At 64.3% G+C, this 15,655-nt stretch carries 9 protein-coding genes; 4 read left to right on the top strand and 5 right to left on the bottom strand.

The window, feature by feature from the left end:
• Positions 1 to 112 precede the first annotated feature (112 nt).
• Positions 113 to 1,555: an NADP-dependent succinate-semialdehyde dehydrogenase gene (gabD, locus tag HU748_RS09815; protein WP_054891643.1), complete on the top strand. Its 1,443-nt coding sequence runs from the start codon at positions 113 to 115 to the stop codon at positions 1,553 to 1,555.
• Between the two features lie 179 nt (positions 1,556 to 1,734).
• On the top strand, positions 1,735 to 3,012 hold the full coding sequence (gabT, locus tag HU748_RS09810) for a 4-aminobutyrate--2-oxoglutarate transaminase (protein ID WP_186667396.1): 1,278 nt from the start codon (positions 1,735 to 1,737) through the stop codon (positions 3,010 to 3,012).
• Between the two features lie 64 nt (positions 3,013 to 3,076).
• Here the strand turns inward: gabT and HU748_RS09805 are convergent, their stop codons facing one another.
• On the bottom strand, positions 3,077 to 7,846 hold the full coding sequence (locus tag HU748_RS09805) for a DUF6543 domain-containing protein (RefSeq protein WP_186720231.1): 4,770 nt from the start codon (positions 7,844 to 7,846) through the stop codon (positions 3,077 to 3,079).
• 245 nt (positions 7,847 to 8,091) lie between these two features.
• On the opposite strand from HU748_RS09805, the gene HU748_RS09800 reads away from it, so the two are divergent.
• Positions 8,092 to 9,417, top strand: coding sequence for a response regulator (locus HU748_RS09800; RefSeq protein ID WP_186720230.1), 1,326 nt, complete (start codon positions 8,092 to 8,094; stop codon positions 9,415 to 9,417).
• Between the two features lie 10 nt (positions 9,418 to 9,427).
• Here the strand turns inward: HU748_RS09800 and HU748_RS09795 are convergent, their stop codons facing one another.
• Both HU748_RS09795 and desA read right to left on the bottom strand, forming a co-directional pair.
• Positions 9,428 to 10,417 (bottom strand): sensor domain-containing diguanylate cyclase, encoded by a 990-nt coding sequence (locus HU748_RS09795; RefSeq protein ID WP_186667399.1) that lies wholly within the window; start codon positions 10,415 to 10,417, stop codon positions 9,428 to 9,430.
• 141 nt (positions 10,418 to 10,558) lie between these two features.
• Complete coding sequence (gene desA, locus HU748_RS09790) at positions 10,559 to 11,743, bottom strand: delta-9 fatty acid desaturase DesA (RefSeq protein ID WP_186667400.1); 1,185 nt, start codon at positions 11,741 to 11,743, stop codon at positions 10,559 to 10,561.
• Between the two features lie 252 nt (positions 11,744 to 11,995).
• Here desA and dibA point away from each other — a divergent pair, with 252 nt between their 5' ends.
• On the top strand, positions 11,996 to 13,891 hold the full coding sequence (gene dibA / locus HU748_RS09785) for a phosphodiesterase DibA (protein WP_186720228.1): 1,896 nt from the start codon (positions 11,996 to 11,998) through the stop codon (positions 13,889 to 13,891).
• Between the two features lie 19 nt (positions 13,892 to 13,910).
• Here dibA and HU748_RS09780 read toward each other — a convergent pair whose 3' ends face one another.
• Together HU748_RS09780 and HU748_RS09775 are read right to left on the bottom strand one after the other, a co-directional pair.
• A complete protein-coding gene (locus HU748_RS09780; RefSeq protein WP_186720226.1) occupies positions 13,911 to 14,555 on the bottom strand; it encodes a methionine ABC transporter permease in 645 nt (214 codons plus the stop codon).
• On the bottom strand, positions 14,545 to 15,654 hold the full coding sequence (locus HU748_RS09775; RefSeq protein WP_186720225.1) for an ATP-binding cassette domain-containing protein: 1,110 nt from the start codon (positions 15,652 to 15,654) through the stop codon (positions 14,545 to 14,547). Before HU748_RS09775 ends, HU748_RS09780 begins: the two co-directional genes overlap by 11 nt.
• Position 15,655: the final 1 nt, after the last annotated feature.

Below are 15,655 nucleotides of genomic sequence, written 5' to 3'. Positions count from 1 at the left end.
AACACTTGGCTCGTTTGGGTGCCAGAATTCCTGACGGCAGCCCCACCAGGGGCGCCTTTCAACAATCAACAAGACGTTCCGTGCCAGCGCGGCGCGGTCAAGGGAAGCCGACATGCAGCTCAAAGACGCTCAGTTGTTCCGCCAGCAAGCCTTCATCAACGGTGAATGGCTGGATGCGGACAGCGGTCAGACCATCAAGGTGACCAACCCGGCCACCGGCGAAGTCATCGGCACCGTGCCGAAGATGGGGGCTGCGGAAACCCGCCGCGCCATCGAAGCCGCCGACAAGGCCCTGCCGGCCTGGCGTGCCCTGACCGCCAAGGAGCGTTCGAACAAGCTGCGCCGCTGGTTCGAGCTGATGATCGAGAACCAGGACGACCTGGCTCGCCTGATGACCACCGAACAGGGCAAGCCGCTGGCCGAAGCCAAGGGCGAAATCGCCTACGCCGCCTCGTTCATCGAGTGGTTCGCCGAGGAAGCCAAGCGCGTCTACGGCGACACCATCCCGGGCCACCAGCCAGACAAGCGCCTGATCGTCATCAAGCAGCCGATCGGTGTCACCGCGGCCATCACCCCGTGGAACTTCCCGGCGGCGATGATCACCCGTAAAGCCGGCCCGGCCCTGGCCGCTGGCTGCACCATGGTGCTCAAGCCTGCTTCGCAGACCCCTTACTCCGCCCTGGCCCTGGTCGAGCTGGCCACCCGCGCCGGCATCCCGGCTGGCGTGCTGAGCGTTGTTACCGGTAGCGCCGGTGAAGTCGGCGGCGAGCTGACTGGCAACTCCCTGGTACGCAAGCTGTCGTTCACCGGCTCGACCGAAATCGGTCGCCAGCTGATGGAAGAATGCGCCAAGGACATCAAGAAAGTATCCCTGGAGCTGGGCGGCAACGCTCCGTTCATCGTGTTCGACGACGCCGACCTGGACAAGGCGGTCGAGGGCGCGATCATCTCCAAGTACCGCAACAACGGCCAGACCTGCGTCTGCGCCAACCGCATCTACGTGCAGGACGGCGTCTACGACGCGTTCGCCGAGAAGCTCAAGGCTGCCGTTGGCAAGCTGAAGATCGGTAACGGCCTGGAAGAAGGCACCACCACTGGCCCGCTGATCGACAACAAGGCGGTCGCCAAGGTCCAGGAGCACATCGAGGACGCCGTCTCCAAGGGCGCCAAGGTGCTGTCCGGTGGCAAGCTGATCGAAGGTAACTTCTTCGAGCCGACCATCCTGGTCGACGTACCGAAGACTGCCGCCGTCGCCAAGGAAGAGACCTTCGGCCCGCTGGCGCCGCTGTTCCGCTTCAAGGACGAGGCCGAAGTCATCGCCATGTCCAACGACACCGAATTCGGCCTGGCCTCGTACTTCTATGCCCGCGACATGAGCCGCGTGTTCCGCGTCGCCGAGGCCCTGGAATACGGCATGGTCGGTATCAACACCGGCCTGATCTCCAACGAAGTCGCGCCGTTCGGCGGTATCAAGGCCTCGGGCCTGGGCCGCGAAGGTTCCAAGTACGGCATCGAGGACTACCTCGAAATCAAATACCTGTGCATCAGCGTCTGATGCGCTAAGGGCTTTACCTCTGCCAGCGGGGCGCGAGAGCGACGTCTCGCTGGTTTTTTTGACATGCAGTACCTGGTGGCCAGGGCGCCGGTGACAGTCGATCAACGAATACTGTTCGCAGGCACACCCAGCCACCCCCGAATAACAGCGCCGTCAGAGTCGGCGCGAATGAGGGCATTATGAGCAAGACCAACGAATCCTTGATGCAACGCCGTGTCGCCGCCGTCCCACGTGGCGTCGGCCAGATCCACCCGATCTTCGTCGAGTCGGCGAAGAACTCCACGGTGATCGACGTTGAAGGCCGCGAACTGATCGACTTCGCCGGCGGCATCGCAGTACTGAACACCGGCCACCTGCACCCGAAAGTGGTCGCCGCCGTTCAAGAGCAGCTGACCAAGGTCAGCCACACCTGCTTCCAGGTGCTGGCCTACGAGCCCTATGTAGAGCTGTGCGAAAAGATCAACAAGCTGGTCCCGGGCGACTTCGACAAGAAGACCCTGCTGGTTTCCACCGGCTCCGAAGCCGTTGAAAACGCCGTGAAGATCGCCCGTGCCGCCACTGGTCGTGCCGGCGTGATCGCCTTCACCGGCGGCTACCACGGCCGCACCATGATGACCCTGGGTCTGACCGGCAAGGTCGTGCCGTACTCCGCAGGCATGGGCCTGATGCCAGGCGGCGTGTTCCGTGCCCTGTTCCCGAGCGAGCTGCACGGCGTGAGCGTCGATGACGCCATCGCCTCGGTCGAGCGCATCTTCAAGAACGACGCCGAGCCGCGCGACATCGCTGCGATCATCCTCGAGCCAGTACAAGGCGAAGGCGGCTTCCTGCCCGCGCCGAAAGAGCTGATGCAGCGCCTGCGCGCCCTGTGCGACCAGCACGGCATCCTGCTGATCGCCGACGAAGTGCAGACCGGCGCTGGCCGTACCGGCACCTTCTTCGCCATGGAACAGATGGGCGTCGCGCCTGACCTGACCACCTTCGCCAAGTCCATCGCCGGCGGCTTCCCGCTGGCCGGTGTGTGCGGCAAGGCCGAGTACATGGACGCCATCGCTCCAGGCGGCCTGGGCGGCACCTACGCCGGTTCGCCGATCGCCTGCGCCGCGGCCCTGGCCGTCATCCAGGTGTTCGAGGAAGAGAAACTGCTGGATCGCAGCAAGGCCGTTGGCGAGCGCCTGACCGCCGGCCTGCGTGAAATCCAGAAGAAGCACCCGATCATCGGTGATGTCCGTGGTTTGGGTTCGATGATCGCCGTGGAAGTGTTCGAGAAGGGCACCCACACCCCGAACGCTGCCGCCGTGGCCCAAGTGGTCGCCAAGGCACGTGACAAGGGTCTGATCCTGCTGTCCTGCGGCACCTACGGCAATGTCCTGCGGATCCTGGTTCCGCTGACCGCCGAAGACGCCCTGCTGGACAAAGGCCTGGCCATCATCGAAGAGTGCTTCGCTGAACTGGCTTGATCGCTGATTCGCGTGAGTAGAAAACGCCCAGGCATTGCCTGGGCGTTTTTTTTCAACCTGAGGTTCAGGTGTTCGAAGGGCTGGGAGGTGTCCAGTCGGCAGCCGGGAAGAAGCGTTCGACCAGGTCGTCGTTCTTGAGCATGGCGGCGTACTCGTCGCGCTTGAATGGGTTGCCAGTGCGCAGGTCATAGACCGGATGCACTACGGGCGTTGTGCTCGGGATCTCCTTGAGCTTCACATTGACGAAGCGGAAGTCGTCACCCACCACCTCGCCGATGTCTTCGATCTCGAAACGGCACCCTGGCGGGAACAGGGTTTCCGCCTCTGTTTTTGTCCATGACAGGGGGGCTATGGGCACCCCGCTGTGGTATTGGCCCGCAGGGACTTCGAAGACCACTGATGTGTCGTCGAACGCACCCACGACGATGTCCGGCGAGGAGAGCTCATCGCTGGCGAAAGCACGTATCACGTAAGGATTCTCGGTAAAGGACGTCAGGTCCGAGTTGACCAGCACATCGCCTTTCTTGAGTCTCCCACTGCGAAAGTGCTCGCCCGAGGTGCCTCTCGATCCGTTGCCTCCGCGGTACAGAGCGACTGTGTTGCTCTTGGGCAGGGTTTCCAGCGAGTCCACCAGCTTGTCGACGAAGGTGTCCGAGTCGCAGAACGCGAACTCATGCACCCCACGGCGCAGATAGCTGTTGATCTGTGAGTCTTCATCCGTGTAGTTGCCGACGAGGCGGTTTACGTAATCTTCGTCTTCCTTGTAGGTGTAGGTAATACCTTCCTCGGTTTGCAGGTACTCGAAGTCATGCTCATCCATGCGCGCACTTTCGCCATCTTCCAGGCGGGCGATATCGGCATCGTCCAGCAATGCGCGATGACGGGCCTGGGCCTGGTTCGAGAGCAGTTCGCTTTGCGCCGCATCCTCTTTCATGTGGGTATCCCAGAAGCTCGAGCGTTCACTGCGCAGGCTGACCACGTTGTCAGCACCGGCCGCGGGTGGGGTGACGGTGTCAGGCGTTGTCACAGGCTTTGGTGTGGTTGCCTGGCCGTTGTCACCAGGGCTGCCACCACGCAACCCGCCACTGTCGACGCGTTTCCAGGTGCCATCGGCCTGGCGTGCCAATGGCTGGCGCCCGAAAAAGGCGAATGGATTGTCCGGGTCGATGATCGACCACTGTGCGGTGTGCGGATCGAATTGCACCTGGAACACCTGGGCGTCGATCTGTACGTAGGGGCGGCCATTGACCAGCGTGATGCCTTGCGCGTGTGCGCCACTGGCCGGTGTGCCACCTTCCAGCGTGATGGCGACGGCGTGCTTGTCGGGGGCAAGCTGGACTGCAGCGTTGTCCGCATGCTCCACCGGGGTCCAGTCCCCGAGCTTGTCCTGCCGGGCGTAACGTCCGGTGTCGATCAGTTCACCGCTTGCGTTACGCCTGGCTACCCGCGCCAATCCCTGTGCGCAAGGAGGCCCGAGCAGTACCGACTGGCCCTTCAGTTCGACGGGCGTGAGCTCACGCTCGGTGAGGCCGAGCACTGTCGCCTTCGTGTCTGCCCAGCGCCGTGGTTGGCTGGGCAGCCGCTCGGCATTGCGCAGCAGGCCGCCAAAGCCTTTCATGCCGTGCGCCAGGTCGCCATAGGCGCCTGCGCCGTTGAGCAGCGAAGACAACAGGTAAAGGCTTGCGGTGCCGGCATCGCGGTTGATGAATGCGCTCAGTGCAGCGACATAGTCGCGCAGGGCAAGTGCGGCGCCCACTGCGAATGCAGCAGGCGGGAAGGGCAGCGTCACGATCTGGGTCACCGTTTCCAGTGTGTTCCAGACGATGCTCGCGATCATATCGGCGCGGCCCTTGGTGACATCGCGCACATCGACGATGCGTTGGCGCAGCCCGTCGTCATAGCACAGGATGCGCAGGTCGTCCGCGGGGGCTTCGGGTACGCTTGGTACCGGGCTCGGGCCGCCCTCGCGCAGGTCCTTGAACAGGAAGGCCAGCAGTTGCCCGGCTTGTCTGCGACTGCGGTCCTTGTAGTAGTCGGCCATGCCCGGGGTGTTGAGCGACTGGACGAAGCTGCTGAAGGGCCGGAAGTCGATGCCGTCTGCTGCCGCTGGCGTGTAGAGCAGCGTCTGCGAAGGGTGCCCTGCCGGCGATTTGAGCAGGTAGCAACCGTGGATGATTTCTTCGCGGTAGGGCGGAGTCTTGTCCATGATCCGGTACAGCTCGTTGAACAACCTGCCGATTGTCGGCTCGCTGGCCAGGAATTCGTTGTCGATACGCACCACCAATCGGTAGAACGCATGGCGCTCACGCTCGGTGTCGGCAGTCCGGTGCATGCTCTGGATGCTCGCCAGCACACAGGTGTGCTGGTCGGCGTCCAGATGCCCTTGCAGGAGGCTGCGCAGCGCCGCCAGTTGCATCTGCAGTTGCACGATCAACACGCTCTGCCGACGGCGCCAGGCGTAGCCGGTGTGTCTGGGCGAGAGCAGGGTTTCCTCGATCAGTCTGACGTAGCGGTCGGATACCCACTGACCGCGTATGGAGCCGGTGACCGATTGTGGCGTCAGCGCCGACAGATCGACCCCGGGTGGGCCTTCGAAGGTCGCCGTGGTATCGGCTGTGGCCGTAAGCAGGCCCAGGCTGTCGTCATAGCCGTTGCGCAGCAATTGGGTGTAGGTCAAGGTCTCCCTGGGTGACTTGATGATCACGCGGTCCGGATCGACACGCTCGTCGTTGTTCCCGAGCAACTGCTTGAGCTTGTCCTGGGCCTGGGCATGGACATACGCCTCGAAGTCCGGCAGTTGCGCATGCCTGGCCTTGGCATACTGCTGCTCTGCAGCCTGGATCTGGTCTTCCAGGCGTGTCAGCTGGCCACGCTGGGAGGCACTGGCCGATTGCAACCAGGCGGGCTCGTGCGCGGCTGTGTTGGCCTCGGCAACCTCGATGCGGTTCTGGGTCAGGGCTTTGACCCCTTCCTGGCCCGTGAAGCGCACCAGCGTCATGAATTGCTCGTAGGGCTTTTGCGGGGTAGGGATCCGCTCGCGCTGCTTGCTGATATCCAGGTACCAGGTGTTCCAGGCCTGCGTGTCGGTGCTGGTGGGTTGATGCTGTGTTTGCGGGAGTGGCTTGTCGGCGATCTGACTGATCAGGGCGGCGAACGAGGTGCGCTGCTGGGCTATCACGTTCTGCAGCAGGTAGGCCTGGGAGTCCGCCTCAGCGAACCAGCCCACCACCTCGACGAGCAACTGCCGTTCGCTGTCGAAACCCTGCACCGGCTTGTGCGGATGATGCGGGCAGCACAGCAGCAGACGCTGCAGGCCGCCCTCGGCGTCTTCCTGGCGCACCAGCAGCGCGTCGCTCAGCAGGTACTGGTCGGCCAGGAGCAGGTTGGCACTGGACAACCTGTCATAGCCCGTGCCGCTTCCTGCGACGAAGGTTGCCAGCGTCTGCTGGTCTTCGGGCGTGATCTGGCCCTGCAGGCGTGCGCACCAGGCCTGGGCCGCGATCTGCTGCAAGAGCGCGGTGTTCATCAGCGACCGGTTGGTGTCCTGCTTGTGTGCGGCTATCTGAGCGGGGGCGAACTTGCCGTGCAGCGCCAGTGTTTCGATCAGCTTGCAGACATAGGCAGGCGTGAGTGTGGCGTACGCGTCAGGCAGTGGCCGGTCTTGTTGTTCGAAGCGTGTGGCGGCGATGAATTCCGAGGCCGGCTGGTCGTCGCCATCGTGCAGCCCCTGCAAAGCCAGGTGCACAAGGCTGCGCCGGATTTCATAGGGGGTGGCGGTTTCGGGCAGCGTGCGCTTGGTCACCAGCATGATCTGCTCGGGGTCCAGATCCAGGCCCAGGTCGTTGGCGATACTGCTGCGCAGATGAGTCGCGGCGAAGCTTTCGATGCTGTCGCAGCCGCCCAGCGCACTGAGCATGGCGGCACGAGCGTGGTCGTATTCCTGGAGTGCCTTCAGGCATTGATTGGCCTGGTCCTCTGGCGCGTATCGCAGCCAGTGGGGTGCTTTGGGCGGTGTCTTGAGCGCCTCGTCGAGGGTGGCGTCGAGAGCGCTGCTCGGTCCGAGAGCAAGCGGCAGGCGCAGCGCATCCTCGACGCGTCCGGAGCGGGATTCACCAGGCACCGGCTCGACCCGCAAGGCGTACTTGATATCGTGCAGCTGCAGGCTGCGCAGCTGTCGATGCAGCTCGGCAAAGGCCTTGCGCTGTACGGGTTTGATCACCCAGTGGCGCTGTTCGTAGGGGTGCACTGCCGATGCCTGGGTCATCGCGAGGCGCTGCGCGCGGGTCAGGGTATCGGTGATGCTGGCCCCGGCCACCGGCTGGTTCACCAGCGCCGTCAGCGCGGCAAGCGCCAGGTCGCGCGTGGCGAAGGCGGCCCATTGGCGGCCAGCGATCCACACGAGGGTCGGGCCGCTGTCCAGGCTGAACATCAGGCAGCCATGCAGTGTGGCTGTGCGGCCTGCCTCGAGCTTGAGGCTCAGGGTGCTGATGGCCAGGCCATTCTGATCGAGCGAAGCGGGCAGGCAGGTGGCGTAGGTCGGGTGAATCCTGCCGGCGGCGATCTGGATGTCGAGCAATTGGCGCAGCGTGGCCTCGATATCCTCGATGTGACACTGGCGCCTCGTCTTCGAGGGTTTTTCGAGCGACTCCCAGTAAGCGTGCACGGCGCTCCTGATCGCCAGCTCGATGCTCGCAGCTTCTGCGTCTGTCAATGCCTGGTCCAGATTGGCCAGCCCCATGCTCTCAAGCGAGGGGGACTGTGCAAGGCGTTGGTCGATGCGGGTGCGCAGGGTCGAAAGGGCTTGTTGCGTGGTGGATGAAAGGTCGAGCGTCATGACTTCCTCGCTGGCCGTGCTTGCTGTACGGCGTTGTGATGGGGGCATCACTAGAGCCGGTCAGGGGCCGGGCGAGGTGGTAGTTAATGCGTGCACGGATGCTGCGACGAAGATGAACAAACTGTGAACTGCATGCCATCGCGGGTTTTTTTGTGCCAATTCACGGCAGGTGGCGCTATGGTTAACCGATGGACGTGTTTGGAAGCCGCGATGGACTGCGTGTCAGGATTATTCAGGAGTTGCCCATGAGCGCTGCAGACCCCCTCCCACCCCGCGTGCTGATCGCCGAGAGCGATCCCTGGGTACGCGACATGCTTCGCGAGATGCTGCTCAGCGTGCGCTGCGATGCCCGGTTGGAGGTCTGTGCCGATGGCTCCCAGGCCCTGACGGCGCTGTCGAGCAAGCCCGACCTGATCATCGCCGCCCGTGAGCTGTCCGGTGTCGATGGCCTCGATCTGCTGCGCAAGGTGCGCGCCAAGAGCGACAAGCCTGGCCTGCCGTTCATCCTCATGAGCGAACGCACTGACAGCGCCAGTGTGAAAGAAGCGCTGCCACTGCACCCCACCGCCTACCTGAGCAAACCGCTGGACCTGGACAACCTGCGCAAGCGCCTGGAAAACCTGTTGCTCGAAGTCGGCGAGCAGATTGCCTGCCCGGTGCCGCCCCTTCAGCTGGGGGCCAGCCTGCCGGCCTACCTCGAGCAGCGCCGGGCTACCGCCGATGGCGGCCCGCTGTTTGCCGATGTGCAACTGGCGATCAAGCGCGCGCTCAACCCCCAGGGCCTGAACCTGCGGGTGCTGGAAGAGGAAGTGCGCAGTGACCCGCAGATCACCGGTGTGCTCATCGCCGCAGCCAACAGTGCCGCCATGCATAGCGATGCGCCGGTGCAGACCCTGCTGCAGGCGCTGAACAAGTTGGGCAGCACCCAGAGCATGAACCTGATCCTGGGCCTGACGCTGAAGCGCAGCGCACGCCTGAGCGACCCGCTGCTGGCACAGCATGCCGCACGCTTCTGGAACATCTCGCTACACACCGCCGAATTCGCGCGTACTTTGGCGCGCATGCTCGAGCTGGACCAGGAGCGCTGCTACTGCGCGGGCCTGTTGCATTGTCTGGGGGACCTGGCGGTGCTGCGCACTCTGCAGGAGTGGCGCCTGGCCGGTGGCGCGCTGGACGAAGACCAGGTGCAGTTGTCACTCAATGAGTTTGGCGCACCGTTCGGCTCGGCCCTGCGCACCCGCTGGCGCCTGCCGCTGGACCTGCGCGAGCTGATCGCTGCGATCTACCAGTTGGGCGGTGGCGTGTATTCGCGAGAGATCCTGGCGATGAACCTGGCAGGCCAGTTGTCACGGGCGTTGCCGACCCAGGGCAACGAGAAGATCGCCAGCAGCAAGACTGCACGCCTGCTCAAGCTTGGCCTGCCTGAGCTCAATCGCCTGCGCGAGCCGCCCGCGCCGCCGGTGGTGGTCACAACGCCTGAGGTCGATGCCGCGAGCGTTGAAGCCGAGGTTGTGGAAGAGGTGCCTCAGGCCCCGGATACCGACGAAGGCAGCACCGCGGCCAAACCTTGAGCGCTGTCGGTCACCCGCGCACGATCTGGTTCTTGCCCTGGCGCTTGGCCTGGTACATCGCTGCGTCGGCGCGGCCGAACAGGTTGTCCAGGTCGGTATCCTGCTCGCTCAGTTCGGTCAGCCCCTGGCTTACGGTCACGCCGTAGGTCTGCTGGCCGTAGGTGAAGCTCAGGCGCTGGATCTCCCGCTGCAGGCGTTGGGCGATCTGTTCGGCGACCTGTGCCGTGCAGCCTGGGAACACCGCCGCGAATTCCTCGCCGCCAATACGCCCGAACAGATCGCCCCGGCGCAGCGCCGCCTTGCCGGTGTCGGCGATGCGCTGCAGCACCTGATCGCCCTCTGGATGCCCATAGCTGTCGTTGATGTGCTTGAAGTCGTCGATGTCCAGCAGCAGGAAGGCCATTGGCGTGCCGTCTTCGCGGGCGCGGTCGAACGCCTGCTGGGCACAGTCGAAGAAGTGTCGGCGGTTGCTGCTCTGGGTCAGGACGTCGGTGGTGGCAAGGCGTTGCAATTCGCCTTCGAGCTGTTTCTTCTCGGTGATGTCCTCGGCAATGCCGACGATGATCACCCGTTCGCCTTCGCGCTGCTGGTTGATGTAGCACTTGTCGCTGAGCCAGCGCACTTCGCCTGCGCCGTTGATGATGCGGTATTCGCGGTCCTCGACGGTGCCCTGGAGCAGTACCTGGGCCAGGCTGCGCTCGGCGTAGTCGAGGTCGTCGGGGTGGATTGCGTCGCGCCATTCGTTGTAGTCGGCCATCACCAGGCTGGCCGGGCGGCCAAAAATACGCTCGTAGGCGGGGCTGACGTAAAGCACCTGGCGGGTTTCCCAGTCGAAGGCCCAGAGCACGGCGTTGACGCTGTCGAGCAGGGAACTGTAGAGCTGCTCGCGCTCGCTCAGACGCGCCACTTCACCCTGGGCATGCAGCAGGGCGAGCAGGGTCTGGGCAGCTTCAGGGCGGGGTGGACCGGTCTGGATCGGAGGATGACGTTCTTTGGCCATGTGCACGGATCGGTTCTCGACGAATGTGCGTGCGGCCACGACCCGGCCCGCCACGCGGGCGATATGCCGATTTTGAGTCGAGCGGGGGGGTGAAGTTCCGGTCGGCATGCCCCTTGGGCGGGGCATGCCGATCAACGGCAGTCAGGCGCCGGTAGGACGCAGGGAGTAGGTCTTGAGCTGCGCGGCGAAGTCCCGCAGCGACTGGATACCACTGGCTTCGGCCTCGTGCACCCAGTCTTTCATGGCGGCCAGCATGTCGTGGCCGTTGGCGCTGGTGCGTGCCCAGATCTGCTGCAGCGCCAGGCGCTTCTCGTAGATGATCTTGAGCGTCTGGCTGTGCGTCAGCATCGATTCGATGCGTACGTGATGGCGATCCTGCAGCAGGCTGGTCTCGCGTGACAGCAGGCGCTTGGCGCGACGGAAGTGGTGGCGCACCGAGGTGTCGACCTTTTCCAGCTCCTGCTTGACCAGCGGGCCGATCACCAGCTTGCGGTACTGGGCCATGATCTGGAAGCGGTTGTTGAGGATCGCCATGGCGGTGTCCATGTCCAGCGAGGCCTTGCCTTCGACCCGATGGGCGATCGGCGCCACGCGCTGCACCTTGGCCAGGCGCAGCAGGCACAGCAGGCGAATCCACATCCAGCCCATGTCGAACTCCCAGCGACGTACCGACAGCTTGGCCGAATTGGGGTAGGTGTGGTGGTTGTTGTGCAGTTCTTCGCCGCCGATGATGATGCCCCAGGGCACCAGGTTGGTGGCGGCGTCGCGGCACTCGAAGTTGCGATAGCCGACCGCATGGCCCAGGCCATTGACCACGCCCGCGGCCCAGAACGGAATCCACATCATCTGGATGGCCCAGATGGTGATGCCGATGGTGCCGAACAGCAGCAGGTCGAGCACGGCCATCAGGACGATGCCGCCCAGTTTGTAGCGCGAGTAGAGGTTGCGCTCGATCCAGTCATCCGGGCAGTTCTTGCCGTAGATGCGCAGGGTTTCCTCGTTGCGCGCCTCTTCCCGGTACAGCTCCGCGCCTTTGCGCAGGACCGTGCCCAAGCCCTTGTACACCGGGCTGTGCGGGTCGTCGGGGGTTTCGCACTTGGCGTGGTGCTTGCGGTGCACCGCCGTCCATTCGCGGGTGTTCTGCGCCGTGGTCAGCCACAGCCAGAAACGGAAGAAATGCTTGAGCCCGGCATTGAGCTCCAGGGAGCGGTGCGCCGAGTAGCGATGCAGGTAGATCGTGACGCTGACGATGGTCACATGGGTCATCAGCAGGGTGACCGCGACCAGTTGCCAGGCCGACAGGTCGAGCAGACCGTTGTACCACATAGTTGGAAAGACCCTCGGGAAAACAGGGGAAACAACGGGCGCATTATCCCTTGACGGTGAAATAAAACCAGTCGCGCTTGCGCCAGGATCGTCGCCACCGGTCACCTTGCCGTCGGCGAGGGCGTCGCCGAGGCAGGCTGGACGGGGCCAGGGCGTCGGGACCGCGACTTATTTATGAGCCCGGATTTAAAGTCACGGCATGTTTCAACCTTTATACTGCGCGATTATCTTCCATGGACTGATGCACCCGACATGTCTGTTTCTGTTCGCGACGCCTTGCGCATGGCTGCGCTCTACGTTGTGTTGTCGTTCCTCTGGCTGGTGCTGTCGGAGTGGGTGTTGCGCGGCATGACCGACAACGACCTGGCGCTGACCGTCGGGCGGCAGATCAACGTGGTGGTCTGGGTGCTGCTCAGTGCCTTGCTGATCTTCGTGTCACGGGCGCGGCTGCTCAACTTCATCGGCGTCGGTGCGCGTCTGCGCAGCGAGGACCGCGAACGCCTGCGCATGGCGGCAGCGGTCTTCGACAGTACCCTGGAAGGTGTACTGGTGACCGATCGCAACGGCCTGATCGTGCATGTGAACCGGGCCTTCATGCGCATCACCGGTTACCACCAGGACGAAGTGCTGGGCCAGCGCCCGAGCAAGTTCAAGTCGGGCCGCCATGGCGCGCACTTCTACCAGCAGATCTACGCGGCCCTGGCCGAAAAGGGCGAGTGGAGCGGAGAAATCTGGAATCGCCGCAAAAGCGGCGAGATCTATCCGCAATGGCAGACGATCTGCGCGATTCGCGATGACAGCGGCGAGCTGAGTCACTACGTCGCGGTGTTCAGCGACATCAGTGCGATCAAGAATTCCGAGGAAGAACTGGCCTACCTCGCTCACCACGACCCCTTGACCGGCCTGCCCAACCGGCTGCTGTTCAACGACCGTGCCGAGCAGGCGCTGGCAGCGGCCCAGGCGAACAAGCGCGGCTGCGCCTTGCTGCTGCTCGACCTCGACCACTTCCAGAGCATCAACGACAGCCTGGGCCACACCATTGGCGACCAGTTGCTCAAGCTGGTGGGTGAGCGTTTGCGAGAGCAGTTGGGTAGCGGCGTGACCCTGGCGCGGCTGGGTGGCGACGAGTTCGCCGTACTGCTCGAAGGGTGCCAGCAGGTTGCGCAGGCGGCGACCACTGCCCAGGGCATCCTCGAGCGCCTGGGCCAGCCGTTCGCGTTCGAAGGGCAGCACCTGTTCATCGGTGCGAGCATCGGCATCAGCCTGTTCCCCAGCGACGCGCTGAGCGCCGAGCAACTGTTGCGCAATGCCGACTCGGCGCTGTTCAAGGCCAAGAGCAACGGTCGCGCCTGCTATGCGCTGTACACCGAAGAACTCACCGCCCACGCCCAGCATCGCGTCGAGACCGCCGGTGAGCTGCGCCGGGCCCTGGCCCAGGAAGAGCTGCGGGTGTTCTACCAGCCGGTGCACGACCTGTTCACCGGGAGCATGGTCGGGGTCGAGGCCTTGGTGCGCTGGCAGCATCCCGAGCGCGGCCTGGTGCCGCCGGGCGAGTTCATCCCGATTGCCGAACGCACCGGGTTGATCGTCGATATCGATGCCTGGGTGCTGCGCCAGGCCTGCCGGCAGATGGTGCAGTGGCAAGCCGAGGGGCGAGTGCTGGATTTCGTCGCGGTGAATCTGTCGAGTCGCCTGTTCGGCCAGCGCGCCCTGTATCGACAAGTGGCCGAGGTGCTGGACGAGACCGGCCTGGACCCGGCGCTGCTGGAGCTGGAAGTCACCGAAAGCGCGGTGATGGAAGACCCGGAGGTGGCACTGGAGCAGTTGCACCGTCTGCGTGAGCTGGGCTTGCGCCTGGCGATCGACGATTTCGGCACGGGCTATTCGTCGCTGTTGCGGCTCAAGCGCCTGCCGGTGCAGAAGCTGAAGATCGACCAGGGCTTCGTCGCCGGATTGCCCCATGACGAAGATGACATCGCCATCGTGCGGGTGATCATCGCCCTGGCGCGCAGCATGGGGATGCAGGTGCATGCCGAGGGGATCGAGCAGGCCGAGCAGGCGCGACTGCTGCTGGAGCAGCAGTGCGACCTGGGGCAGGGCTACTGGTTCGGACGGCCCGTGGCGGCCGAGAACCTGCGCTGGTTGTAGGGGCGGGCCCGGCTTCCGGTCAGCGCTTGTTCAAGCCTTTGGCCAACCGGTCGCCACCCAGCTGGATCACCGCCACCAGGGCCACCAGCATGACGATCACCGTCAGCATGATCTGGCTGTCGAAGCGCTGATACCCATAGCGGTAGGCGATGTCCCCGAGGCCGCCGGCACCGATCGCACCGGCCATCGCCGAAGAGTTGATCATGGTCACCAGGGTTATGGTGAAGCCGCCGACGATCCCTGGCAGCGCTTCAGGCAGCAGCACATGCCAGATGATGTGCCAGCGTCGGCAGCCCATGGCCTGCGCGGCTTCGATCAAGCCATGGTCGACCTCGCGCAGGCTGACTTCGGCGATCCGGGCGAAGAACGGCGTGGCCGCGATGGTCAACGGCACCACGGCCGCCCAGACGCCATAGGTGGTGCCGACGATCAGCCGGGTAAAGGGGATCAACGCCACCATCAGGATCAGGAAGGGAATCGAGCGGAACAGGTTGACGAAGGCGCCCAGCACGTGGTTGAGCAGCGGCGCTTCGTAGATGCCGCCCTTGCCGCTGTTGACCAGCAGCACCGCCATCGGAATCCCCACCAGCAGGGCGATCAACGAAGACACCCCCACCATTAGCAGGGTATCGATCAGGCCTTGCAGCAGGCGTTCAGTCCACATAACCCAGCACCTCCACGTCTGCAGCCCAGCGCCGGGCGCGCTCGAGCAGTTGATGAGCCCCGAGCCCTGAGCCGCGTACGGCCAGGACCAGTTGGCCCAGGGCGTGCTCGCCAATGGTCTCGACACCCCCTTGGAGCAGGCGCACACGCCCACCAAGATCGGCGAACAATGCCGACAGCTCCGGCTCGCCGACCAGTTGCAGGCGCAACACCACGGCAGTGTCCTGGCTGACCGGTTGCGCCCGCAGGTTGGCCTGCAAGGTTGCGGGCAGCTTGGCCTGCAAGGGCGCGAGCAAGGTGCGGGTCACCTCGTGGCGCGGCGCGCCGAACACCTGCCAGACTTCGCCTTGTTCGACCACCTCGCCACGTTCGAGCACCACCACGCGCTGGCAGATGTCACGGATCACTGCCATCTCGTGGGTGATCAGCACGATGGTCAGGCCCAGGCGCCGGTTGATGTCGCGCAGCAGCTCGAGGATCGAGGCGGTGGTTTCAGGGTCCAGTGCCGAGGTCGCTTCGTCGCACAGCAGGATCTGCGGATCGTGCACCAGCGCGCGGGCAATGCCGACGCGCTGTTTCTGACCGCCGGACAGCTGCGCCGGATAGACATGGTGCTTCTGCTCCAGGCCCACCAGCTCCAGCAGCTCGTGCACTTTACGCTGGCGCTCGGCCTTGGCCACGCCAGCCACCTTCAAGGGGAGCTCGACGTTCTGCCACACGGTCTTGGCCGACATCAGGTTGAAGTGCTGGAAGATCATGCCGATGCGTCGGCGCAGCGACACCAGGCGGTCCTCGTCGAACGGTGCGATATCGACCTGGTCGATCAGCACGCGCCCTTCGCTGGGTTGCTCCAGGCGGTTGATGGTGCGCAGCAGCGACGACTTGCCGGCGCCGCTGCGGCCGATGATGCCGAAGATCTCGCCGCGGCGGATGTTCAGGTCGATGCCGTGCAGCGCGGGGTGTGACTGGCCGGGGTAGGTCTTGCCCAACCCGATGAAGCGGACATGGGCCTCGTTCACCTCCGGGCGCAGTACCTGCTCGCGCGCCGGGGCGGGTGTAACTTGAGGGACGGGCGCCCTGAGGGCGCTGGCGCTGCTCATC

This window comes from Pseudomonas sp. RW3S2 (assembly GCF_014268955.1).
GTDB lineage: Bacteria > Pseudomonadota > Gammaproteobacteria > Pseudomonadales > Pseudomonadaceae > Aquipseudomonas > Aquipseudomonas wayambapalatensis.
Note: the sequence above shows the minus strand (reverse complement) of the source record. Positions and strands in the feature narration are given on the sequence as shown.

Excerpts from the sequence above, each read along its gene's own strand:
- gabD (WP_054891643.1), top strand. The coding sequence starts at position 113 with ATGCAGCTCAAAGACGCTCAGTTGTTCCGCCAGCAAGCCTTCATCAAC.
- gabT (WP_186667396.1), top strand. The coding sequence starts at position 1,735 with ATGAGCAAGACCAACGAATCCTTGATGCAACGCCGTGTCGCCGCCGTC.
- HU748_RS09805 (WP_186720231.1), bottom strand. The coding sequence starts at position 7,846 with ATGACGCTCGACCTTTCATCCACCACGCAACAAGCCCTTTCGACCCTG.
- HU748_RS09800 (WP_186720230.1), top strand. The coding sequence starts at position 8,092 with ATGAGCGCTGCAGACCCCCTCCCACCCCGCGTGCTGATCGCCGAGAGC.
- HU748_RS09795 (WP_186667399.1), bottom strand. The coding sequence starts at position 10,417 with ATGGCCAAAGAACGTCATCCTCCGATCCAGACCGGTCCACCCCGCCCT.
- desA (WP_186667400.1), bottom strand. The coding sequence starts at position 11,743 with ATGTGGTACAACGGTCTGCTCGACCTGTCGGCCTGGCAACTGGTCGCG.
- dibA (WP_186720228.1), top strand. The coding sequence starts at position 11,996 with ATGTCTGTTTCTGTTCGCGACGCCTTGCGCATGGCTGCGCTCTACGTT.
- HU748_RS09780 (WP_186720226.1), bottom strand. The coding sequence starts at position 14,555 with ATGTGGACTGAACGCCTGCTGCAAGGCCTGATCGATACCCTGCTAATG.
- HU748_RS09775 (WP_186720225.1), bottom strand. The coding sequence starts at position 15,654 with ATGAGCAGCGCCAGCGCCCTCAGGGCGCCCGTCCCTCAAGTTACACCC.